Raw genomic sequence first — 24,411 nt, 5'->3', positions numbered from 1 at the left:
CACCGGATAAAGGAGGTACTTGCTTGAGCAAGGTAACGGACATTGTCACCGAACTGGTCACTCCCATTGTGAGCGAGATGGGGCTGGAACTGGTTGACATCGAGTACAAAAAAGAAGGCAGCAACTGGTTTCTGCGCGTGTTCATCGACAATGAAGTCGGCAATATTGACATCGATGACTGTGCCCTTGTGAGCGAGAAATTAAGCCAGAAGCTTGATGAAACGGATCCGATTCCAACCGCTTATTTTCTAGAAGTCTCGTCACCGGGTGCAGAGCGCCCACTGCGAAACGATAAAGACTTCAAAAAAGCTGTCGGCAAACACGTAAATATTACGACCAAAGAACCGATAGAAGGAGCTAGCCAGTTCGAGGGTGAACTACTATCCTTTGAGGATGGCAAACTCACGGTTAAAGAAGCGAAGAAAACGTACATCATTTCCCAAGAACAAATTGACACGGCCCGTATGTCAATCGTCTTTTAATAGACAGGGTTGGTGGTAGTAAAGGAGGAGGCAACGCAAGTCATGAACGGCGATTTTATTGAGGCATTAGAGGCCATTGAGAGAGAAAAAGGCATCTCCAAAGATATACTGATCGAAGCCATTGAAGCAGCTCTTATCTCTGGATACAAAAGAAACTTCAACTCTGCACAAAACGTGCGGGTGGATGTGAATCGTCATTCTGGACTAGTGCGCGTGTACGCACGCAAGAACGTCGTGGAGGAAGTGCTGGATCCACGTCTGGAGATTTCTCTTGAGGCAGCTCAAGAAATTGATCCGAACTTCCGTCTGGAGGATATCGTGGAGATCGAGGTAACGCCGCGCGACTTTGGACGCATTGCTGCACAAACAGCGAAGCAGGTCGTTACTCAACGTATCCGTGAGGCAGAGCGGGGCTTGATTTACAGCGAATTCATCGAACGCGAAGACGATATCGTCACAGGTGTCGTTCAGCGTATGGATGCACGCAACTACTACATTGATCTGGGCAAGGCAGAAGCGGTTATGCCGATTACGGAAAAAATGCCTTCCGAAGACTTTAAGTCACAGGATCGTGTAAAGGCGTACATTATCAAGGTGGAAAAGACCACAAAAGGTCCCCAGATCGTCGTTTCCCGCACTCATCCAGGACTCTTGAAGCGCTTGTTTGAGCTTGAAGTGCCAGAGATTTACGACGGTGTCGTGGAAATCAAGTCTGTGGCTCGTGAGGCTGGAGATCGCTCCAAAATCGCTGTTCATTCCATCAATCCTGACGTGGATCCTGTAGGTGCCTGTGTAGGGCCTAAAGGCATGCGCGTACAGACGATTGTTACTGAGCTAAAAGGTGAGAAGATCGATATCGTACGCTGGTCGGAAGATCCTTCCGAGTATGTGGCGAATGCACTCAGCCCTGCAAAAGTATTGCATGTTGAAGTGAATGCAGCCGATAAAGTAACCCGGGTCATCGTACCTGATTACCAATTGTCACTTGCAATTGGCAAGCGCGGTCAAAATGCTCGACTTGCTGCCAAATTGACTGGCTGGAAAATCGATATCAAGAGCGAAACACAAGCTGATCAAGAAGGCATCGTCTATCCGAAATTACCTGAGGGCGATGAAGGAGCGGACAACGAATAATCATGAAGCAAAAAAAGATCCCTTTGCGTAAATGCATTGTCTGCCAAGGCATGTTTCCAAAAAAGGAATTGATCCGTGTAGTCCGAACGCCCGATGAAGAAATCGTCATCGATTTGACCGGAAAGGCCGCCGGACGCGGGACTTATGTATGTCGGCAGGATAGCTGCCTGAAACCGGATGCTTTTGCATCTGGAAAATGGAAAAAAGTGCTGGAGCGCGCCTTGAACATGTCCATTACCCAGGAGAAGTACGATGCTTTTCGCGATAACTGGATGGAGATGATGGGTCGATGAACCCAAAGGCAGCTCAGCTGCTCGGATTGGCAATGCGAGCAAGGAAAGTGATTACCGGAGAGGAAATGGTCCTGCAGGCTGTTCGTAGCGGTCAGGCCCGACTGGTGTTGCTCGCGGCTGATGCATCTGGGAATACCGCCAAAAAAGTGCAAGACAAATGTTCCTATTACGGTGTTTCATGTGTAACCACGTCAGACCGATATTCACTGGGACACGCGATCGGAAAAGATGGGCGAGTAACCGTGGCGGTAACGGATGGGAAGTTGGCGGAAAGCATTCAGCGTCTGCTCACCTAATTTACGAAAGGGTGGAGTACATTTGAAGACACGTGTGTATGAATATGCCAAACAACACAACATGAGCAGTAAGGAAATCCTCAATTTACTAAAACGTTTAAATATCGAAGTTGCAAATCATATGAGTATCATGGAAGAAGGGACGATCAAGAAGATCGAGGATCATATGGCCAAGTTACGGGCTGGGTCCAAGCCGGAACAGCGCACTGCACCAGCAGCCGCCGCAAGACCGAAACAAGCAGACGATCAACGACGCCCCAACGACTCCAGAGGACAACAAACCCGATCCCAACAATCGGGCCAGGGTCAGCCAGCACAGCAACAGAACGTGGAACGTCCGGCAGATCGTGATCGTGGAGGAAGCAACCCAAGCAACCGTCCCGATCAACAGCGTCCTCAACAGGGGAAAAATCAGGGGAAGAATCAGGAGAGAAAACCTAACAATATGAGAAGTCAACCCGCAAAACCGACTGACCGCAAACCGCAGACATCGAATCAACAAAGACCGCAAAACCAGCAACGACCACAGAACCAAAATCGTCCACAAAATCAGCAACGTCCACCGCAAACCCAAAATGCGGCACCGCAAGTGGAAGGACGCACTGGAGACGATTTTGAAGACAAAGTGAAGCTTCCGTCCAATGTTAGCACCGAAAAACGGGAGAAGATCAAGAAAGCACCTCCAACTAAAAAGACATTTGAAGACAATAAAAAGAGCCAACCGTTCCGTGGTGGGAATAACCGCAACCAAGGCAGAAACCGCAATAACGGACGAGGTCAGCAATCAGCACCCCGTCCAGTCATTGAGCCACCTACCAAAATTACCTTCCAGGACTCGCTTACAGTAAATGAGCTGGCGGTAAAACTGCGCAAGGAACCGGCGGAAATCATTAAAAAGTTGTTTAATTTGGGTATTATGGCTACGATCAACCAGTACCTGGAAAAAGATGCGATTGAACTGATTTGTGCCGAGTACAATGTGGAAGTCGAAGAAAAAATCGTCATCGACGAAACCAACTTCGAGACATTGGAAGAAGTAGACGAACCCGAAAAAATGCTGGAGCGTCCTCCAGTTGTGACGATCATGGGTCACGTTGACCACGGAAAAACGACCTTGCTTGACGCTATTCGTTCTGCGAACGTCGCTTCCGGCGAAGCGGGCGGTATCACGCAGCATATCGGTGCCTATCAAGTAGAAATCAAAGGGAAGAAGATTACCTTCCTGGATACACCTGGTCACGCCGCCTTTACAACCATGCGGGCGCGCGGTGCACAAATTACGGATATTACGATCCTGGTAGTTGCTGCCGACGACGGTGTCATGCCACAAACTGTGGAAGCGATCAGCCACGCCAAGGCAGCTGGTGTACCGATCATCGTGGCTGTCAACAAAGTAGATAAGCCAGAAGCAAATATTGATCGTATCAAGCAAGAGCTGACAGAGTACGAATTGGTTGCTGAAGAGTGGGGTGGCGAAACGATCTTCTCGCCAATTTCCGCAAAACAACGTATCGGTATCGAAGAGCTGCTTGAGTACATTCTGCTCGTTTCTGAAGTGCAGGAACTGAAAGCCAATCCGGACAAACGCGCTCGCGGTACTGTCGTAGAGGCTGAGCTGGATAAAGGTCGTGGCCCTGTCGCTACTATCCTGGTTCAGCAGGGTACACTCCATGTGGGTGACCCAATCGTAGTGGGCTCTGCTTACGGTCGTGTCCGTGCGATGGTGAACGACAAGGGACGTCGTCTGAAAGAAGCTGGCCCGTCTACACCTGTAGAAATTACAGGACTGAACGATGTACCTCAAGCCGGCGACCAATTCAGGGTGTTTGAGGATGAGAAAAAAGCGCGTGCGATCGGTGAAGCGCGTGCCTCAAAGCAACGTGAGTCCGAGCGTCGTGAAAATACGCGCGTATCCCTGGACGATCTGTTCCAACACATCCAGGAAGGCGACATCAAGGAACTCAACCTGATCGTAAAAGGGGACGTACAAGGTTCCGTAGAAGCGCTCCGTGGTTCCTTGGAGAAGATCGATGTGAATGGTACACGTGTGAAGATCATTCATACTGGTGTAGGTGCGATTACCGAATCAGACGTGACACTGGCGAATGCTTCAAATGCAATTGTGATTGGTTTCAACGTACGTCCTGAACCAAATGCGCGCAGCATGGCTGAGCAAGAGAAGATCGACATTCGTTTGCATCGCGTCATTTACACCGTCATCGAAGAGATCGAGCAAGCACTGAAAGGTATGCTGGATCCTGTTTATAAGGAAAGCATCATCGGTCAAGCCGAGATTCGCGAAGTCTTCAAGGTTTCCAAAATCGGTAACATTGCCGGTTGCTATGTGACGGAAGGAAAACTGAGCCGTGATGCAGGTGCTCGCTTGATTCGTGAAGGTATTGTCATTTACGAAGGTAAGCTTGAGACCTTGAAACGCTTTAAAGACGATGCGAAGGATGTCAATGCCGGCTACGAATGTGGTTTGACCCTGGAACGCTTCCAAGACCTCAAGGTCGGGGACGTTGTGGAAGCCTTCGTCATGGTTGAAGTGAAACAATAATGTTTGCAGGTACGCGGATTGAACTGTTTCTGCCCGCATGCCAAAACTTGAAAGAGAAACGAGCCATCGTCAAGAGTCTGATTGGCAAGCTGCGGAGCCGGTTTAATCTTTCCGCAGCGGAGGTGGCTTATCAGGAGCAGTGGCAGCGTACCGAATTGGGTATCGCTGCCGTTGCTAATGAAATCTCTTTTTTGCAGCAAGAGATGCAGGCTGCTATTCGATTGGTGGAAACTCATCCCGACGTGGAGTTGATTCATGTCGATACGGAATACTACGGTTAGAGCAGCCGACGGAGGTGAAAAGGAATGAACAAAACACGCATGAGCCGCGTGGGTGAAGAGATTAAAAAAGAACTGAGTCTCGTTCTTCAGCGTGGACTGAAAGACCCGAGGGTTGGCTTCGTCACGGTTACAGATGTAGAAGTAACAAGCGATTTGCAGCTTGCTAAGGTATTCGTCAGCATTTTTGGCAGCGAGGAAGAGCGTAAAGCTTCACTGTCTGCCTTGCATAAAGCAAAGGGGTATCTGCGCACGGAGATCGGCAAACGAGTAAAGCTGCGCCATATCCCGGACTTTGTATTCAAGCTGGATGAATCGATCGACTACGGCTCCAAAATCGAAACGATCCTGCGGGAAATCTCCACTGAAGGGGAAAAACGGGATGAGTCATAATAGTGATCAAGTAAAGGAAGCGGCCCTATTCATGCAGGAGCACGACCGCTTCCTGGTTCTTTCGCATGTGAATCCGGATGGCGATGCCACGGGCTCTGCATTGGGCGTCTGCTTGATGCTTGAGAAAATGGGCAAGGAATACATAGTTGTCAACGAAGGAGAGACCCCGGCTAAATTTTCGTTTTTGCCTCGTTTTGATCTTCTTCGCAATCTTTCGGAGGAATCGCTGGACGATACGTTCGGGGCCGTAATCGCCGTAGACTGTGCCGATGAGTCGCGGATGGGCGATGTACGGTCTTTATTTGCGTCTGGGGCGGTGTTGCTCAATATCGATCATCATCCGACCAATGATGGGTTTGGTACTGTCAATCTGATTCGCACAGATGCTGCCGCTACGGCTGAAATCCTGTATGATGTCGCTATTGCAGCAGGCGTCAGTTTCGACGAGGAATTGGCTCTTTGCGTTTACACAGGCTTACTGACAGATACAGGAGGCTTTCGCTACTCTAACACATCTCCACGTGTGATGGAGATCGCGTCCAAACTGCTCCATTATGGAGTCAAACCGGGGGATGTAGCCGAGCGCTGCCTGGAAGAAATCACGTTTGCCCATGTGAAAATTTTGCGTCGGGCCTTGCAAACCCTCACACTGTCTCATCAAAACCTGGTCGCCTCCATCACGGTTCGGCCTGAGGATTTTGTCCAGGAGAATGCCGCACGTGAAGATGCAGGCGGTTTGGTCAACTACTGCCGAAACATTGAAGGCGTCGAGGTCGGTGTATCTTTTGTAGAATCGGAGCCTGGAGTGATAAAGGTGAGCATGCGTGCCCGTGATCGCGTTGATGTGTCTGCCATTGCCAAGCATTTTGGCGGAGGCGGGCATGCCAAGGCAGCAGGCTGTACCATGCGCGGAAACCTTGCAGACGTACAGTCAAAAGTTTGGCAGGTGCTGGGGGAAGCGGTAGGAGTGAAGGTTGATGAGTAATGTAAGTGGCGTACTGGTTGTGGATAAACCTGCCGGCATGACTTCGCATGACTGTGTGGCACGAATTCGACGACTGTACGGAACAAAGAAAGTCGGTCATACCGGTACACTCGATCCCGAAGTTACAGGCGTTCTTCCGATCTGTGTGGGGCATGCCACCCGACTGGTCGAGTATTTGCAGGAGCTACCCAAACGCTATGATGTCGTGATGCGCATCGGGTATGCGACGACGACGGAGGATGCGACGGGCGAAATCACCGAGCAAAAGGAAGTAGCGACAACGTCAATCACCAGAGAGCGTATCGAAGAGCTGTTCCAGCGCTTTATCGGAGAGATTGAACAAGTACCTCCCATGTTCTCTGCGGTGAAAGTAAATGGCAAACGACTGTACGATCTGGCGCGGGAAGGAACTGTCGTGGAGCGACAGGCTCGCAAGGTTACGATCTACGATTTGACCCTGCATGAGGTAAGTGTGGAGCAGGGTATGGTGGACGTTCGTTTTACGTGCACATGCTCAAAAGGCACCTACATGCGCACCTTATGTGTTGACCTTGGGCGTGCTCTGGGGTATCCTGCCCATATGAAGCTGTTGCGGCGTATCAAGAGCGGCCCGTTTACAGAGCAGGAAGCGATCCCATTAGGAGAATTGGAAGAAATGGCAGCGCAGGGCAAAGACATATTCCGTCCGTTGCTGAGCATCCGTGAGGCAGTATCTTTTCTGCCATCTTTTCAGGTAAAGCCAGAACGCGCCAAGGCTGTCCTCAATGGTCTGACTACTGGATTGCCAGGAGTGGAAGCGGAGGAAGGGAGCTTAATCTGCCTGTTTGCCGGTGAGCAATTGCTCGGTATCCATCGTGTATGCCGAGGGGAAAAAGGCCTCTTTGCCAAAGCAGAAAAAGTCTTTCCTTCCGAGGTGTAACTGTGAAAACGATATACTTAACCTATCCATTACCCAAAGATTTTCAGGAGGCGACACCCACTGCGATTGCGTTGGGGTATTTTGACGGCGTGCATATCGGACACAGACGCGTCATCCAAAAAGCAATCGATACGGCCAGAGCCAATGGCTGGCAAAGTACGGTCCTCACCTTTGATCCCCATCCTCGTGAGGTTTTGGGGCAAAGCGGATATACCCGTTATTTGACACCTCTGGCTGACAAGCTGGAGCAGTTTGAAAAGATGGGTGTGGAGAAGACGTACGTGATGCAGTTTGACATTGCTTTTGCGGCAGTGTATCCCGAGGATTTCATCACGGATTGTCTGATGCCGTTATCCTGCCGCCAGGTGGTGGTCGGCTTTGATTATACGTTTGGACACCGCGGGATGGGTACCGCACAAACCCTGCAGGAAATGAGCCATGGTCGATACGGTGTAGATATTATCGGGCCAGTCAATCGTCTGGGGGAAAAGGTGAGTAGCACCATCATCCGCGAGTATTTGCATCATGGAGATGTGGAACAGACACGTCATCTGCTGGGGCGTCCGTATAAGGTCCGGGGTACTGTGGTTCATGGCGACAAGCGGGGGCGCACGATTGGCTTTCCGACTGCCAATGTCTCTGTGTCAGCACCGTATCTGATCGGGAAGAACGGCGTATACGGTGTCCGCTTTACCGTCGATCAGCAATCCTACTTTGGCGTGATGAATGTGGGTATCAAACCGACGTTTGAGCTGGAGAAGAAAGAAAAATCGCTAGAAGTACACCTGTTTGATTTCTCAGGCGAAATCTACGGCAAAGATGTGGAAGTAGAGCTACTCTTCTATATTCGTGAAGAACAAAAATTCGCAGGAGTAGATGCGCTGATCGCACAGATTCAAAAGGATGTCGCTACAGCCAAACAACGATTTGCAGATTCATTCTAGTTATTGATTTCACTTTGCTTTTCGCAAATCGGTATGATATAATTCATAACGTTGTACAGATAACCGTGGCTTGGCTGACCGATTCTCACCGACGGCAGACTCGGCTAACGGTATAAAAACAAGGAGGTGAGTCTAGATGGCATTGACTCAAGAGCGTAAAACTCAATTGATTCAAGAATTCCGTACTCATGAGAACGATACTGGTTCTCCAGAAGTGCAAATCGCTATCTTGACCGAAAACATTAACAACCTGAACGGACATCTGCGTACGCACAAGAAAGATCACCACAGCCGTCGCGGTCTGTTGAAAATGGTAGGTCAACGTCGTAACCTGTTGACATACTTGAGAGAATCAGATGTTCAACGTTACCGTTCCGTAGTAGACCGTTTGGGTCTGCGTCGCTAAGGTACGTCTTGAAAAAGCGGGTTTACCCGCTTTTTCTTACTGTATTGGATGGGGCTTGCTGCCTCTTGGATGGCAAGCTCGTCCGTACGTATGAAAAGGATTCGAAAATAGCTTCAATAGAAGCTTTTTTTATTATCCGGGAAGACTGCCAATGGTATCCATTTAATTTTTATCATGGCAGGAAATAATACATACAGGTAGAAAACAAAGTGTAGATATGCACATTGTCGTGAAGGAGGACTGCTAGCAACATGGAGCAACAATACCGTACATATGACTTCGAACTGGCAGGCCGCAAACTGACGCTCGAATTTGGCAAAATGGCCAAACAAGCGCAGGGATCGGTTCTGGTTCGGTACGGCGATACGGCAATCCTGTCTGCAGTGACGGTCTCGAAGGAACCAAAAGCGCTTGATTTCTTCCCGCTCACTGTAAACTACGAGGAACGTCTCTACGCGGTTGGGAAAATTCCTGGCGGCTTTATTAAGAGAGAAGGACGTCCGAGCGAAAAGGCAATTCTGGCCAGCCGCTTGATTGACCGTCCGGTTCGTCCACTGTTTGCAGACGGATTTCGTAACGATGTACAAATCGTAAATACCGTACTTTCCGTGGATCAGGATTGTTCACCTGAAATCGCCGCGATGATCGGAACTTCTGCAGCATTAAGCGTGTCTGAAATTCCCTTTGAAGGCCCGATTGCTGGGGTGATTGTTGGCCGCGTAGACGGTCAATTTATCGTGAATCCTACCGTTGAACAAGCGGAAAAAAGTGATATTCACCTCGTAGTAGCTGGTACCGAAACAGCTATCAACATGGTAGAAGCTTCTGCTAATCAGGTTCCAGAAGCCATTATGCTGGAAGCGATCATGACAGGTCATGAAGAGATCAAGAAGCTGATCGCGTTCCAAAAGCAGATCGTTTCTGAGATCGGGAAAGAAAAAATGCAGGTAATCCTGCATGAAGTCAATCCTGAGATTGATCAGGCTGTTCGTGACGTTGCGGAAGCACGCATGAAGGAAGCGGTCCGTATCGAGGAAAAACAAGCTCGCTACGATGCTATCGACCAAATCAAGGCAGAAACGCTGGAACATTTCGCAGCGCAAGATCCCGAAAGCTTTGCGCTGAACGAAAAAATGATTTCGGAGGTTCTCGGCAACATCGTCAAGGACGAGGTTCGTCGTTTGATCACCGATGAAAAAGTACGACCAGATGGACGAGCACTTGATGAAATCCGCCCACTTTCTAGTGAAACAAGTATCCTGTCTCGTACGCACGGGTCCGGTATGTTTACACGCGGACAAACACAAGCTCTGAGCATTTGTACGCTGGGTGCGCTGGGAGACGTCCAAATTCTGGATGGTTTGGGTTTGGAAGAGTCCAAACGCTTCATGCATCACTACAACTTCCCGCCTTACAGTGTGGGAGAGGCACGTCCATTGCGCCCGCCAGGTCGTCGCGAGATTGGACATGGTGCGTTGGGTGAGCGTGCGATTGAGCCGATCATTCCAAGTGAAACCGAATTCCCGTACACCATTCGATTGGTATCGGAAGTCATTGAATCCAACGGTTCTACCTCTCAGGCTTCGATTTGCGCAAGCGTACTCGCGCTGATGGATGCGGGTGTACCGATCAAGGCTCCGGTAGCAGGTATCGCGATGGGCTTGATTATGGGCAAGGATGGGCAAACATTCTCCATTCTGACCGATATTCAAGGTATGGAAGATCACCTGGGTGACATGGACTTTAAAGTAGCAGGTACCGAAGCAGGCGTAACAGCGATCCAGATGGATATCAAAATTTCGGGTATCAACCGTGAAATTTTGCAATTGGCGCTGGAGCAAGCTCGCATTGGACGTTTGCACATCCTGGAGCACATGATGAGCACGATTTCCAAGCCGCGTACAGAGCTCTCGCCTTACGCTCCAAAAATCATGACGATGTCCATCAATCCGGAGAAAATCCGCGATGTCATTGGTCCTCAGGGTCGTGTGATCAACAAGATCATCGAGGAAACAGGCGTCAAGATCGATATCGAGCAAGATGGACGTGTCTTCATCGCTTCCATCAACCATGAAGCAAACCTGCGCGCGAAACAGATCATTGAAGACTTGGTTCGCGAGGTTGCGGTTGGACAAATCTACATGGGTACAGTAAAACGTGTAGAGAAGTACGGCGCATTCGTAGAGCTGTTCGCAGGCAAAGAAGGATTGTGCCACATTTCCCAGCTGGCTGAAGAACGCGTAGCCAAGACTGAAGATGTCGTAGCAGTCGGCGATAAAATAGAAGTGAAGGTTACGGAAATTGACGACCAAGGTCGTGTCAATCTGTCCCGTAAAGCTGTTTTGAAAGAACAAGCTGCAGCCAAGCAGGCTGAATCTGCACCGGCTCAAGCTGAATAATTTACCCACAAAAGGCTTCGTCACCCGAAGAAAACTTCGTGTACGGAAGCTTTTTCTTTTTTCTTCTAACCTTTCGCTCCCGCACATAGATTGGACAAGAGAAACTTGTACGTTCTGGAGGGGGCAATGGTTCCATGAAGCGCGAAAAGAGGAGGCTTTGGCTTACCATCGTAGGGGCGACATTACTGACCGTCATCATCAATTTCCAACCAATAGACCATTACGTTCATACAATAAAAGAGAAAGAAGCGGTTTCTGTTTCCGTGAATGTTGACGAGAAGGAACGTTTGCGGGAAATGATTGAAAAATGGAAAGAGGGACGGGAGGAAGCGCCGATTGACGCGAAGGTCGATCAGACCTGGAAGGCCATACCTGGTTACAACGGTTTGATAGTGGATGTGGAAGCATCTCTCGAGAAGATGTTGACCGCTAAAAACCCTGGACCCGAATTACTCGTGTACAAAGAAGTAGAGCCAGCCGTTTCCTTGAAACAACTGGGAGCTCACCCTGTTTATCGTGGCAATCCTATGAAGCCGGCCATTTCGTTCATGGTTAACGTCGCCTGGGGGAATGAGTATCTGGATTCGATGCTCAACACATTGGATAAACATCAGGTAAAAACGACTTTTTTCCTGGACGGCTCTTGGGCTAAAAAGTACCCGGATGAAGTCAAAAAAATTGCTCAGCGCGGACACGAAATCGGTAATCATGCCTATTCTCATCCGGACATGAAAAACTTGGGTGTGGATCGGATCCATCAGGAAATCCATCGTACACAGGAAGTCGTTTTTCAAACGCTCGGAAGTAGACCCACGTTATTTGCTCCTCCATCTGGCTCTTTTAATCAACGAGTCGTCGACATCGCCCACTCCTCCTATCAGATGCAGACTATATTATGGACGGCGGACACCATAGATTGGCAAAAACCTTCACCGCAAACGGTCATTCAACGGATCACGAAAAAGATGGAAAATGGCGTCCTCGTCCTGATGCATCCGACTGCCGCCTCAGAAGCCAGCCTGGATCATTTGCTGACACTTGCCAAACAAAAAGGGCTGGTGCCGACGACCGTATCCGAACTGCTTTCCAGCAAACGCTTCCCAAAAAACAGCTGACTGTGCTCATTTGTTGTGGAGAGGCAGGAAGTTTGCTATAGTTAGACGTGTTTACAGGATTGCTCCTGATAAATCAGAGAGAGACGAAAAGATTCACCAAGGAGGATTTGTGTGATACAACGTCATACGTGTGAAAACGGTCTGAGGATCGTAACGGAAAAAATCCCGTCTGTGCGCTCTGTTGCTATCGGCATCTGGGTAGGTACGGGTTCGAAATATGAAAATGAACAAAACAATGGGATCTCGCATTTTTTAGAGCATATGTTCTTCAAGGGAACGACAACTCGCTCTGCGAAGGAAATTGCCGAAACCTTCGATGAGATTGGCGGTAATGTGAATGCGTTTACTTCTAAAGAATACACCTGCTACTATGCTCGCGTTCTCGATCAGCATGCTCCGATTGCACTGGATGTCTTGGCGGATATGTTTTTTCACTCCGTGTTTGATAGCGAAGAATTAGAAAAAGAAAAGAATGTTGTCATCGAAGAGATCAGTATGTACGAGGACACGCCGGATGACCTCGTTCACGATTTGATCAGCCGCGCCAGCTATAGTAATCACCCACTAGGCTACTCCATTCTGGGGACAGAGGATGTGCTGCGCAGTCTGAAAAGAGAGGACCTCCTGCGTTATACCGAGCAGCGATACCTGCCGATCAATACCGTGATTACGGTTGCAGGAAACTACGATGATTCCCTGATTGAAGAAATCAAGAAGCGTTTTTCTGCTTTTCAACGTCAAGGTGCACCAGTCAGCCTGACCGTACCACCATTTGCGGGGGAGATCATCGCCCATCAAAAATCAACAGAGCAGGCGCACTTGTGCATCTCTCTTCCCGGCTTTCAGGTTGGACATGAAAATTCGTATTCCTTGGTGCTGTTGAACAATGTACTCGGTGGCAGCATGAGCTCCAGACTGTTTCAGGAAATACGGGAGGAGCGAGGACTGGCTTATTCGGTCTATTCGTACCATTCTTCTTACAAGGAAGCAGGTACATTTACGATCTATTCCGGCACTGCTGCTGAACACGTGGGTCAGGTTTTTGATATCGTCACCCATATTTTGAGAGATGTAGCAGAGAATGGCATCACGGAAAAAGAACTGAATAAAGGCAAGGAACAGCTCAAAGGCAGTCTCATGCTCAGCCTGGAGAGCACCAGCAGCCGTATGAGCCGTTTGGGCAAAAACGAGCTGCTGCTGGAACGTCATCTCACCCTCGATGAGATACTTGCAAAGATTGACCGTGTATCCCATGAATCTGTTCTGGCGGTGGCGCAGGAGTTGTTCCGCAATAAAATGGCGCTGGCCATGGTTAGCCCACTGGACAGCTATCCTTCCAATGTGAAAAATGATGTCCTCCTTCCATAAATAGCAGCTGACTGAACAAAACGGTCATGACCGTTTTCCCCTCTCTTCGGGGGACAAAAGTGTTTGACCGCAAGCGGTCACATCCCCTGTTATGAAAAACGTCGAGACGTTTTTCACAGAAAAAAATCCGGCATAGGCCGGGTTTTTTTGCGTATATCAACAGTAAATCACTTGGACAAAGGGAGATGCGATATGCGTTTGAGCGAGCTGGGGGGCAAGGAAATCATTGGACTCGATACCGGGGAAAGAATGGGTGTTATCAGCGACTCCGATCTGGTCATCAATCCCGAAAGCGGGAGTATCGAATCGATCATATTGCCAGGTGGCAGCTTTCTTGGACTTGGAAAGAAAAAAGAGGATATCGTCATACCGTGGAACTCGATTGTCAAAATTGGGCCGGATATGATCATTATCCAGCTAAAACAACAGGAGAATCAAGCTTTTCCAAAGTAGACACCAGTGTCACCGAACCAAGGGCATGCGAATAGGATGGGGGTAGACCGCAACGTTTTTTTCGTCTGTGCAATCCTGAGGAAAAACCTTTGCGTTTCAATCAAGATGCAGTAAAATGTGTGGAAAGGGGAACGCAGCATGCTAACGGGCATACATGTTGCCTTCATCGGCGGAGACGCGCGCCAGTTGGAAGTAATAAAACGCTGCATACAACTGGATGCGATTGTTAAGTTGATCGGCTTCGACAACCTGGAAAGCAATTTCACAGGGGCAACGAAGAGACCATTATCATGCGATGTGTTGAAAGACGCGGATGCCCTCATCCTACCTATTGTCGGAACCGATGACAATGGATATGTAGAAAGCATCTTTTGTTCCAAACAACTCAAGCTGCAAGAAGAGCACATTGCCTGCCTGCAGGATCACTGCGTGGTATACACAGGGATGGCAAAGCCTTATCTGCGAGCACTTTTAGATCCAAAGAATATACCTTTGGTGGAACTGCTGGATCGTGATGACGTAGCCATTTACAACTCCATTCCCACGGTGGAAGGAGCTTTAATGATGGCGATTCAAAATACTGATATTACGATTCACGGATCGGAGTGTATCGTATTAGGGTTAGGCCGTACTGGATTATCGATGGCTCGGGCATTACATGCACTTGGAGCTCATGTTCATGTAGGAGCAAGGCGTCAGGAACACTTGGCACGCATTTATGAGATGGGATTAACTCCCTTCCATATAAGCGAATTAAGGCAAAATGTAACGAATGTTGATTTTATTTTTAATACCATCCCGCAATTAATTCTGACAGCAGAGGTTATTGCTCAGATGCCGCAGTCGGCGTTCATTCTTGATCTCGCATCCAAGCCGGGTGGCACAGATTTTCGCTACGCGGAAAGACGAGGGATCAAAGCACTTCTCGCACCCGGACTGCCCGGAATCGTTGCACCAAAAACCGCAGGACAAATCTTAGCTCAAACATTGTCTCGTCTCATTGCGGAGCAAATGATATCCAGGGGGAATCAACATGACTAAACTACAGGGGAAAACCATTGGATTTGGACTTTCCGGTTCGCATTGCACATTCGAGGAGACGATGCCGCAAATCCAACGATTTGTTGATGAAGGCGCACGGGTCATTCCGATTGTCTCCCATACGCTGATGACTACCGATACGCGCTTTGGTACATCGCAAAGCTGGCAACAGAAGATCAAGGATATTACGGGTGAGGAACTGATCTCTACGATTCCTCAGGCTGAGCCTTTGGGGCCGTCCAAACTCCTTGATGTCATGCTGATAGCTCCTTGTACAGGTAGCACCACCAGCCGTTTGGCAAATGCGATTACAGACAGTGCCGTGCTGATGGCTGCAAAAGCGACGATGCGTAATCTGAGGCCGCTGGTAGTGGCCATATCCACCAATGATGGGTTGGGATTAAATGCGGCCAATATTGCCAAGCTGTTGGCTGCCAAAAATATCTACTTCGTTCCGTTCGGGCAGGATGCCCCGGACAAAAAGCCTAATTCACTCGTAGCACGCATGGACCTGTTAGTGGAAACCTGTGTGGCTGCGATGGAAGGACGACAATTGCAACCCCTGCTTATCGAGAGATTCAACTACTAAAAAAACTAGAGAAAAACCAATTGATTTGTTTTTTCGCGATTAGGAGGAGAGTAAGAGATGGCGAACCAACTGACTTTTAACGTCGCGGTAGTAGGTGCGACCGGTGCAGTAGGAAAGCAAATGATTCGAATTCTGGAAGAGCGTAATTTTCCAATTAAACAGTTGAAGCTGCTCGCATCCGGACGTTCGGCCGGTAAGACAGTCACGTTTAAGGGGCAAGAAATTGTTCTGGAAGAAGCAACACCAGAAAGCTTCGCTGGTATCGATTTCGCCTTGTTCAGCGCTGGCGGTGGAGTCAGTAAGGAATTGGCTCATCACGCAGTAAATCATGGTGCGGTCGTTATTGATAATACCAGTGCATTCCGGATGGACCCGAATGTGCCTTTAGTCGTACCAGAGGTAAACATGGATGCTGCTCTGGCTCATAATGGAATTATTGCGAATCCCAACTGCTCCACGATTCAGATGGTTGCCACTCTGAAACCCTTGTATGATCGCTATGGCATAGATCGTATTATTGTATCCACCTATCAGGCAGTTTCTGGTGCAGGTCAATCTGCCATCAATGAACTGCAGGCGCAAAGCCGCGAAGTATTGGACGGAAAAGAACCTACATGTGAAGTGTTGCCTGTCGGTAAGCTTCCCGTCCATCATCAGATTGCTTTCAATGCCATTCCGCAAATCGATGTATTTACGGATAATGGATTTACGTATGAAGAAATGAAGATGATCAACGAAACGAAAAAAATCTTTGGTGATGAGCAGGTCTTGGTTTCTGCAACCTGCGTACGTATCCCGGTCGTTTACGGGCACAGTGAATCTGTATACGTAGAATTAAAAGAGGACTACGATCTGGCTGAAGTGAAATCCCTCTTGGAGAATGCACCAGGGATCGTACTTGTAGACGTACCGGAAGAGCAAAAGTATCCACTTGCAACAGATGCTACTGGAAAACTGGATGTGTTTGTCGGTCGGGTAAGACGTGACCTGCATCATCCTCGTGGACTGCATATGTGGATTGTATCTGACAACCTGTTAAAGGGTGCTGCTTGGAATTCGGTGCAAATCGCTGAGGAACTCATCAAAGCAAGAGCATAGGGGAGAGGTTTGTGAAGATTCTCGTCCAGAAGTTCGGTGGTTCTTCCTTGACGACAGAGGATTGCCGAATGAGGGCAATCTACCATATAGAAAAGGCGATAGACGAGGGGTTCTCCCTCGTCGTAGTCGTCTCCGCCATGGGGCGCAAGGGAGATCCGTATGCAACAGATACACTCTTGCAACTCATTCGCAATAATGGGAATCAATTGCCGAGTCGAGAGATGGATATGCTGATGCATACAGGAGAAATCATCTCCGCAACCGTAATGTGCAGCATGTTGAATGCTCACGGGGTCCAGGCAAAGATACTGACGGGTGGGCAGGCGAATATCATTACTAGTGATGATTTCACCAATGCTCAGATCACAACGATTGACCCTGTCCGCATTTTACAAGAACTGGAAGAAAATCAAGTGGTGATTGTACCGGGCTTTCAAGGACGGACAGCTGACTGGGAGATTACGACACTTGGCCGAGGCGGCAGCGATACGACCGCTACTGCACTTGGCGTAGCCTTGCAGGCAGAAATGGTTGATATATTTACGGATGTTGAAGGAATTATGACTGCAGATCCACGGATTGTGGAAGAAGCTCAGCCCTTATCCACAGTTACTTATACAGAGATTTGCAATATGGCTCATCTGGGCGCAAAGGTCATTCATCCACGCGCAGTGGAGATTGCCATGCAAGCGAATGTACCGATTCGCGTCCGTTCCACGTTTTCGGACGACCCCGGAACGCTGGTTACCACCATGCTGGAAATAGGCAGACTTGGTTACACTGTACACGATCGGGTCGTGATGGGGATCGCTCATGTCCCCAACATTACGCAGATAAAAGTGGCGAACAAAGAAGGGCAGTACGACACGCAGCTGCAAGTATTCAAAACGATGGCAACCAATTCGATCAGCGTTGATTTCATCAACGTAAATCCGTTGGGAGTGGCGTACACCGTTCATGATGAGTTGGGGGAAAAAGCGGCGAGATTGTTGACACAGATGGGCTATGAGCCTCAGCTCTTGCCACATTGTGCCAAAGTATCGGTGATTGGTGCTGGTATGACCGGCGTTCCAGGCGTCATGGCACAAATCGTAGAAGCTTTGACCAATGAGGATATTCAAATTCTCCAGTCTGCTGACTCCCACACGACGATCTGGGTACTGGTTCATGAGTCTGATATGGTAAGAGCCGTCCGTGCCTTGCATCAACAATTCCATCTTCATCAACATCACGTGTAAATCTGGAACATCCATTTGATTATGAATAGAGGAGTTGGATAGGCAGTGGCACGTTTTGGCCGACTGGTTACCGCGATGGTAACCCCGTTTAATGATCAAAACCAGATTGATTACGATAAAACAGAGCGCCTGATTGATCATCTTGTGGCGTCAGGCAGTGAAGGTGTCGTCGTAAGCGGGACAACAGGGGAATCCCCTACCTTGTCTCATACGGAGAAATTAGAGCTGTTTAAGCATGTAGTGAGCTATGCAAAAGGCAAGTGCCAGGTACTTGCAGGTACTGGCAGCAATGATACTGCTGCAAGCATTGAATTCACCCAAGCTGTGAAAAGCATTGGCGTGGATGGAGTCATGCTGGTAGCCCCTTACTACAGCCGCCCTTCCCAAGAAGGACTGTATGCGCATTTCAAGGCAGTGGCATCGGCTACTGAATTACCCGTTATGCTGTACAACGTTCCTGCTCGTTCTGCCGTAAACATGACGGCTGAGACCACACTGCGATTGGCTCAGCTGCCCAATGTCGTTTGCATGAAAGAAGCGTCCGGCAATTTGAGTCAGATTGCTCAGATCATTGAGCATGCCCCGGATGGCTTTGAAGTATACAGCGGTGATGACAGCCTTACCTTGCCCATTCTCTCTATTGGCGGCGTAGGGATCGTCAGCGTTGCGAGCCACATCGTGGGACGCCAAATGACTGAGATGCTCGATGCCTTTTTTGCGGGCAACACCAAGGAAGCAGCCAGTCTGCACCGTAGGCTCATGCCTGTATTCGAAGGCTTGTTCGCATATCCGAGTCCTGGGCCTACCAAGGAAGCATTGAATAAGCTCGGAATTGATGTAGGAGGCGTTCGACTTCCACTCGTGGAACTGACGGAGCAAGAAAAAGCATTTGTTCATTCCCTGTTTGTTTAATGTGATCAAAATATGTTACTTTTTGGAGCCATTCTTTGCGAATGGCTCTTTTTTCTTGTGTTCACGTTTTCACTTCGGGTATAATGAAAATAAGTGATTTGGGGCGGTTTTTTGAGTGTACAATGACAACTAAATATAGGAGGTTACATGTTTTGGTAAAGTCGAATCACTCTGTTCTCATTTTCGCCCTGGGCGGAGTCGGCGAAATTGGGAAAAATATGTACGTAGTACAGTGCGATGATGACATCGTAGTGATTGATGCCGGTTTGAAATTCCCGGAAGAGGAAATGCTGGGAATTGACATGGTTATTCCGGACATCACTTACTTGGAGGAAAATCGCGACAAGGTTCGGGGTATCATTATTACGCATGGTCATGAGGACCACATCGGTGGGCTGAGCTATGTCCTGAAACACCTGAATGTACCGGTCTATGCTACCAAGCTAACCCTCGGATTGATTGAAGCAAAATTGAAAGAAGCGGGCATTCTAAATGATACGAAGCGCGTTTTGATCAATAGTGATTCGGAAGTCGTCCTCGGCAAGATGAAAGCAACCTTTTTCCGTGTAAACCATAGTATTCCGGACTGTGTCGGCCTATGCTTGGATACGCCAGAAGGGTATATTGTTCATACCGGCGATTTCAAATTTGATCAAACGCCGATCAACAACCAGACAGCAGATTTGGCCAAGATGGCGATGATTGGTGATCGCGGCGTATTATGCTTGATGTCGGATAGTACCAATGCAGAACGACCTGGTTTTACAGGATCGGAGCGTTCGGTTGGAGTTGCGATTAAGGATGTATTCAGTAAATCGACTGGTCGTATTGTCGTTTCCACATTCGCATCAAACGTGCATCGGATTCAACAAGTTGTAGATGCAGCCGTACAATTTAATCGAAAGCTGACGGTTGTCGGCAGAAGTATGCAAAATGTGATCAACATCAGTCGTGATCTGGGCTATCTTTTCGTTCCGGATGGTCTGATCGTTGATACGGATGAAATTAACAAGCTGTCCGCTGAGCAAGTGGTCATCTTGTCTACTGGAAGTCAGGGAGAGCCGATGTCGGCACTCACTCGTATGGCCCGATCCGCCCATCGGAAAATCGATATCCTTCCAGGAGATACTGTTATCATCGCCGCTACACCTATTCCAGGGAACGAAAAGTACGTAGCGCGCACGATTGACCAATTATCTCGCATCGGCGCCGACGTGATTTATGGCGGCCACGGACCAAACGGAACCGTCCACGTCTCCGGCCACGGCAGTCAAGAAGACCTGCGCCTGATGCTCAACCTGATGAAACCGAAATTCTTCATCCCGATTCATGGCGAATACCGCATGCTGAAAAGCCACTCGATTCTTGGTGAACAAGTGGGCATTCCGGAAGAAAACATTTTCTTGCTGGACAACGGTGATACGGTAGAGATTTCCGGCGGCAACGCGCGCTATGGTGGAAAAGTTCACTCAGGCAATGTCCTGATCGATGGGCTGGGTGTGGGAGATGTAGGAAACATTGTACTAAGAGACCGCAAATTGCTATCTCAAGATGGAATTCTGGTAGTTGTCGTTACTCTCAGCAAACAAAATGGTACGATCCTTTCAGGTCCAGACATCATTTCTCGCGGTTTCGTCTATGTACGTGAATCTGAGGAATTGCTGGACGAGGCTAATCGCATTGTGACCCAAACACTTGTGAAATGCATGGAAGAAAATGTGAATGAATGGTCTTCACTAAAAAATAACGTCAAAGAATCGCTGGGACGCTATCTGTATGAGCAGACACGCCGTCGTCCAATGATCCTGCCGATTATTATGGAAGTGTAAGTCCTGCACAAAAGAGTCTGAAGCCTAATGAAATGGGTTTTAGGCTCTTTTTTTGTTGTTCATTTCCAAAGGTGCATCTTTTTCCCTCGCCCTAACCATACTAACGAGGAAAGTGAGGGAGGATGATTATGTCAAATCGCGGATTAACCGATTATTTGAATCGGCCACTTTTTGCTGGAACAAGCAACCAGCAAATCTCAAACTTCTTGGCCTCTTCTGCTGAAGATCAAGAGCCTGCACAAGAGCCGGCAGTTGAACCAGCACCACAGGCACCAGAGGAATCCAAGAAAAAGTTGATTGATTCCATCACCCAGCTTGGACAAACGAATATCCCTCAGCTGGAGAGCAATATTTACTGCATGAGCATTATCGGTCAGGTAGAAGGACATATCCAGCTCCCACCCCAAAACAAGACGACCAAGTACGAACACCTCATTCCTCAGCTGGTGGCTGCAGAGCAGAACAGTAAAATCGAAGGGGTTCTTGTTATCCTGAACACAGTTGGTGGAGATGTGGAGGCTGGATTGGCGATCGCCGAGATGGTCGCCTCCTTATCGAAACCGGTGGTCACGCTAGTTCTGGGTGGCGGTCACAGTATTGGAGTGCCGATTGCAGTAGCAGGAGATTATGCGTTTATCGCCGAAACAGCCACGATGACGATTCACCCCATTCGTCTGACTGGATTGGTCATCAGCGTGCCGCAAACCTTTGAATACCTGGACAAAATGCAAGAGCGTGTTGTCAGTTTTATCGCCCGGCATTCGAAAATCAGTGAACAGCAATTTCGTGATTTGATGCTACGTACAGGAGAGCTGACCCGAGATATTGGTACGAATGTGATCGGTGCGGACGCTGTAAAGTACGGGTTGATTGACGAGGTAGGAGGCTTGGGCAAGGCGCTGAAGAAATTAAATGAGCTGATCGAGAAAAATCGGACCGAGGAGAAGATGCTGCAATGATCATCCACTCCGTGATTCCGATGGAGACGATCTTCGCCAACATGGACCAGGTAGAAAAACAGGAGATCAAGGAAGTCGCGATCGGCCATGCAACAATGCTGATCGAGCAAACAGGTCCTTTCGAAGGACGGATCGTCAGAATGATTAGCCCTGACCCGCAGGATTACCTCAATCCCAGGTTTGCTCCAGGTAAAATGATCCCTATACAGCCGGAAGGGTTCTCCTAAGAAGTCCTGTATTTCTATGAATTTCCTGTGTTATACTAAATGTGTACGAACAGCAGCCGAACAGCACACGGCTGCCTTTTTACAATTTGATGCTGAATAAAGGAGGCGTGCCAGTGAGTAGGAGAGGAAAAAAACAGTCAGGCGCGGCATTGGCCTCGGTTGTTAAAATAGAGCTGCTGGGACTTGTCATTATCGTATTGGCGCTCATTGGCCTTCTGGAGAGCGGCTGGTTGGGGAAAAATATACTAGCATTCCTTTTCCGCTTTTTTGCAGGATCTTGGGATTTTACGATTCCGGTATTCTTAATTGGAATGGCCCTTTACATGATGTTTACTCGCCAACGGCCCAAGCTGACGTATCGTGTTTTGGGGATCATGCTGATCGGGCTTGCCATTTTCACCTGGGACCACATGATGCTATACAAGCAGATTACGGCTGATGGCAAATTTGCAGAGCAAAGCATCATCCGCGTCACATGGGACAGGCTGTGGCTGGATCACAGTCAGCGTGTCTCCACAACTGGCGTAGGAGGCGGAATGCTTGGCGCTCTCGTCTTTGCGTTCAGCAACAGCCTCGTCGGCACGATCGGTACAGGCATTATCATTGTCTTTTTGTTCCTGGTTGGTCTCATGTTCATGTTTAATCTCTCGTATGTGGATATCTTGATTTTTCTGCGAGACAAAGCTGCGCGAATTTATGGAAAAGCCAAAGACACCGTAAAAGAGTCCGTTCAACTGATGCAAGAAGAGAGTGAAAAGCGCAAAGAGGAAGCAAAAAAGGCGAAGGAATCACAAAAAGCGTCTAAGGAGGAAAGGATGGCAGGTACAACTGTTGATCCTCTCCAGGATGCGGGATGGCCACCGCAGGATACATACACGCAGGTCCAGCCAGAAGCCCCTGTCCAACCGGTAATCCACGATTTCACGGATAAAATCTCGTTGGATGAAGGACCACAAGGCAGTGCTGCACAATCCAAAAGACAAGAGCCGTCGTCACAAAGCGCTCAGGAAATCACCTTTACGCTGGAAGGTGACGAGGAGATCTTCGGTACGCTGGAAAATGCCGAGAATCAGGCCAATGCTTTACCTTATGAATTGCCAAGCTTACAAATGCTCTCTCGACCGCGTTCGGTTTCATCTGGAAAAGACGTGGACCACACGTCGAATGCAGCCAAGCTCGTGCAGACGCTCAAAAGCTTTGGAGTCAATGCGACGGTCTCCGAGGTTCATCGAGGGCCAGCCGTTACCCGTTATGAGGTTCAGCCCGCGACAGGTGTAAAAGTAAGCAGAATTGTCAGCCTGACCGACGACTTGGCGCTGGCCCTCGCAGCCAAGGACATCCGCATTGAAGCGCCTATTCCAGGAAAATCGGCCATCGGTATTGAGGTCCCCAATTCGGAGGTTGCTGTGGTGTCCCTTCGTGAGGTATTGGAAGCACCGCAATATCAGGATGCACCCGGCAAGCTGACAGTGGCTCTTGGACGTGACATTTCTGGTGAACCGATCGTGGCGGACTTGACTAAAATGCCCCACTTGCTCGTTGCAGGAGCTACGGGTAGCGGGAAGTCGGTTTGTATCAATGGCTTGATCATGAGCATCTTGTTCAAGGCGAAGCCAGATGAGGTCAAGCTGATGATGGTCGACCCGAAAATGGTAGAATTGAATGTCTACAACGGAATCCCGCATCTCCTCGCACCTGTTGTGACAGACCCGAAACGGGCATCTGTCGCACTGAAAAAAGTGGTGGCGGAGATGGAGCGCAGATACAACCTGTTTGCCAAAACAGGCAGTCGCAACATCGAAATGTACAACGCCAATGTGGAGGGCGCTCCGCTGCCCTATATCGTGGTAATCGTGGACGAGTTGGCGGATCTGATGATGGTTGCCCCGGGAGAGGTTGAGGACGCCATCTGCCGTCTGGCACAAATGGCGCGCGCATCGGGTATTCACCTGATTATCGCGACACAGCGTCCATCTGTAGATGTCATTACAGGTGTGATTAAAGCGAATATTCCTTCCCGTATTGCTTTTGGCGTCTCTTCGATGGCCGATTCGCGCACAATTCTGGACATGGGGGGAGCAGAGAAGCTATTGGGCAGGGGAGACATGCTTTCTCTTCCGATGGGGGCTTCCAAGCCGATCCGTGTACAGGGCGCGTTCGTCTCAGATAAGGAAGTCGAGGAAGTCGTTCAGTTCGTCAAGCAACAGCAGGAAGCACGATACAACGAAGAGATGATACCTGGCGAGGTGCAGGAAGAAGCGCAGCCAGTTGTGGACGACGAGCTGTACGATCAGGCAGTCCAGATCGTCTCAGAGGCTCAAACAGCTTCAGCATCCTTGTTGCAGCGTAGATTGCGTGTCGGGTATACGAGGGCAGCACGTCTGATTGATATGATGGAAGCGAACGGAGTCGTCGGCCCTTACGAAGGTAGTAAGCCCAGAGAAGTCCGTTTGCCCCGGCCATCCGTAGAAAGTAATATATCCTAAATTGCGG

24 protein-coding genes are annotated in these 24,411 nt (G+C 49.0%); all 24 read left to right on the top strand.

Annotation, left to right across the window (positions count from 1 at the left end):
• Nucleotides 1-23 precede the first annotated feature (23 nt).
• The 24 genes from rimP to EDM52_RS02850 all read left to right on the top strand — a co-directional run bounded on the left by rimP (nt 24) and on the right by EDM52_RS02850 (nt 24,404).
• Nucleotides 24-482 (top strand): ribosome maturation factor RimP, encoded by a 459-nt coding sequence (gene rimP, locus EDM52_RS02965; RefSeq protein WP_122907513.1) that lies wholly within the window; start codon nt 24-26, stop codon nt 480-482.
• 42 nt (nt 483-524) lie between these two features.
• Nucleotides 525-1,616 carry a transcription termination factor NusA gene (nusA, locus tag EDM52_RS02960; protein ID WP_122907512.1) on the top strand — a complete coding sequence of 364 codons (1,092 nt, stop codon included), beginning with the start codon at nt 525-527 and terminating at the stop codon, nt 1,614-1,616.
• A gap of 2 nt (nt 1,617-1,618) precedes the next feature.
• Nucleotides 1,619-1,909 carry an RNase P modulator RnpM gene (gene rnpM, locus EDM52_RS02955; protein ID WP_122907511.1) on the top strand — a complete coding sequence of 97 codons (291 nt, stop codon included), beginning with the start codon at nt 1,619-1,621 and terminating at the stop codon, nt 1,907-1,909.
• On the top strand, nt 1,906-2,205 hold the full coding sequence (locus EDM52_RS02950) for a YlxQ family RNA-binding protein (protein ID WP_122907510.1): 300 nt from the start codon (nt 1,906-1,908) through the stop codon (nt 2,203-2,205). Before rnpM ends, EDM52_RS02950 begins: the two co-directional genes overlap by 4 nt.
• A gap of 22 nt (nt 2,206-2,227) precedes the next feature.
• Nucleotides 2,228-4,765, top strand: a complete 2,538-nt coding sequence (gene infB, locus EDM52_RS02945; protein ID WP_122907509.1) for a translation initiation factor IF-2 — start codon at nt 2,228-2,230, stop codon at nt 4,763-4,765.
• On the top strand, nt 4,765-5,046 hold the full coding sequence (locus EDM52_RS02940; RefSeq protein WP_122907508.1) for a DUF503 domain-containing protein: 282 nt from the start codon (nt 4,765-4,767) through the stop codon (nt 5,044-5,046). Before infB ends, EDM52_RS02940 begins: the two co-directional genes overlap by 1 nt.
• Before the next feature lie 24 nt (nt 5,047-5,070).
• Nucleotides 5,071-5,436, top strand: a complete 366-nt coding sequence (gene rbfA / locus EDM52_RS02935; protein ID WP_122907507.1) for a 30S ribosome-binding factor RbfA — start codon at nt 5,071-5,073, stop codon at nt 5,434-5,436.
• Complete coding sequence (locus EDM52_RS02930) at nt 5,426-6,421, top strand: DHH family phosphoesterase (protein ID WP_122907506.1); 996 nt, start codon at nt 5,426-5,428, stop codon at nt 6,419-6,421. The genes rbfA and EDM52_RS02930 overlap by 11 nt, the downstream gene beginning before the upstream one ends.
• Nucleotides 6,414-7,340: a tRNA pseudouridine(55) synthase TruB gene (gene truB, locus EDM52_RS02925; RefSeq protein ID WP_122907505.1), complete on the top strand. Its 927-nt coding sequence runs from the start codon at nt 6,414-6,416 to the stop codon at nt 7,338-7,340. Before EDM52_RS02930 ends, truB begins: the two co-directional genes overlap by 8 nt.
• 2 nt (nt 7,341-7,342) lie before the next feature.
• Nucleotides 7,343-8,284, top strand: coding sequence for a bifunctional riboflavin kinase/FAD synthetase (locus EDM52_RS02920; RefSeq protein WP_122907504.1), 942 nt, complete (start codon nt 7,343-7,345; stop codon nt 8,282-8,284).
• A gap of 136 nt (nt 8,285-8,420) precedes the next feature.
• Entirely contained in the window at nt 8,421-8,690 is a 270-nt protein-coding gene (gene rpsO / locus EDM52_RS02915; RefSeq protein WP_049738821.1) for a 30S ribosomal protein S15, read from the top strand.
• A gap of 251 nt (nt 8,691-8,941) precedes the next feature.
• Complete coding sequence (gene pnp, locus EDM52_RS02910) at nt 8,942-11,089, top strand: polyribonucleotide nucleotidyltransferase (RefSeq protein WP_122907503.1); 2,148 nt, start codon at nt 8,942-8,944, stop codon at nt 11,087-11,089.
• Nucleotides 11,090-11,223: 134 nt separating this feature from the next.
• On the top strand, nt 11,224-12,204 hold the full coding sequence (locus EDM52_RS02905; protein ID WP_122907502.1) for a polysaccharide deacetylase family protein: 981 nt from the start codon (nt 11,224-11,226) through the stop codon (nt 12,202-12,204).
• A 111-nt stretch (nt 12,205-12,315) separates the two neighbouring features.
• Nucleotides 12,316-13,572, top strand: coding sequence for a M16 family metallopeptidase (locus tag EDM52_RS02900; protein WP_122907501.1), 1,257 nt, complete (start codon nt 12,316-12,318; stop codon nt 13,570-13,572).
• 192 nt (nt 13,573-13,764) lie between these two features.
• A complete protein-coding gene (locus EDM52_RS02895) occupies nt 13,765-14,025 on the top strand; it encodes a YlmC/YmxH family sporulation protein (protein WP_057134172.1) in 261 nt (86 codons plus the stop codon).
• 138 nt (nt 14,026-14,163) lie between these two features.
• A complete protein-coding gene (dpsA, locus tag EDM52_RS02890) occupies nt 14,164-15,066 on the top strand; it encodes a dipicolinate synthase subunit DpsA (protein WP_122907500.1) in 903 nt (300 codons plus the stop codon).
• Entirely contained in the window at nt 15,059-15,655 is a 597-nt protein-coding gene (locus EDM52_RS02885; protein ID WP_122907499.1) for a dipicolinate synthase subunit B, read from the top strand. Before dpsA ends, EDM52_RS02885 begins: the two co-directional genes overlap by 8 nt.
• 57 nt (nt 15,656-15,712) lie before the next feature.
• Nucleotides 15,713-16,753, top strand: coding sequence for an aspartate-semialdehyde dehydrogenase (locus tag EDM52_RS02880; RefSeq protein WP_122907498.1), 1,041 nt, complete (start codon nt 15,713-15,715; stop codon nt 16,751-16,753).
• Nucleotides 16,754-16,764: 11 nt separating this feature from the next.
• The gene (gene dapG / locus EDM52_RS02875) at nt 16,765-17,991 is read left to right on the top strand and encodes an aspartate kinase (RefSeq protein WP_122907497.1); all 1,227 of its coding nucleotides are present in this window, start codon (nt 16,765-16,767) and stop codon (nt 17,989-17,991) included.
• A 45-nt stretch (nt 17,992-18,036) separates the two neighbouring features.
• Nucleotides 18,037-18,903: a 4-hydroxy-tetrahydrodipicolinate synthase gene (dapA, locus tag EDM52_RS02870; protein WP_122907496.1), complete on the top strand. Its 867-nt coding sequence runs from the start codon at nt 18,037-18,039 to the stop codon at nt 18,901-18,903.
• Nucleotides 18,904-19,055: 152 nt separating this feature from the next.
• The gene (locus EDM52_RS02865) at nt 19,056-20,732 is read left to right on the top strand and encodes a ribonuclease J (protein WP_122907495.1); all 1,677 of its coding nucleotides are present in this window, start codon (nt 19,056-19,058) and stop codon (nt 20,730-20,732) included.
• A gap of 128 nt (nt 20,733-20,860) precedes the next feature.
• Nucleotides 20,861-21,691, top strand: a complete 831-nt coding sequence (locus EDM52_RS02860; protein WP_122907494.1) for a ClpP family protease — start codon at nt 20,861-20,863, stop codon at nt 21,689-21,691.
• Nucleotides 21,688-21,918 carry a YlzJ-like family protein gene (locus tag EDM52_RS02855; protein WP_122907493.1) on the top strand — a complete coding sequence of 77 codons (231 nt, stop codon included), beginning with the start codon at nt 21,688-21,690 and terminating at the stop codon, nt 21,916-21,918. Before EDM52_RS02860 ends, EDM52_RS02855 begins: the two co-directional genes overlap by 4 nt.
• A 107-nt stretch (nt 21,919-22,025) precedes the next feature.
• On the top strand, nt 22,026-24,404 hold the full coding sequence (locus EDM52_RS02850; protein WP_122907644.1) for an FtsK/SpoIIIE family DNA translocase: 2,379 nt from the start codon (nt 22,026-22,028) through the stop codon (nt 24,402-24,404).
• Nucleotides 24,405-24,411: the final 7 nt, after the last annotated feature.

This window comes from Brevibacillus invocatus (genome assembly GCF_003710915.1).
Lineage (GTDB): Bacteria > Bacillota > Bacilli > Brevibacillales > Brevibacillaceae > Brevibacillus > Brevibacillus invocatus.
The sequence above is the reverse complement of the archived record's forward strand: the minus strand, read 5'-3'. Positions and strand labels throughout refer to the sequence as shown.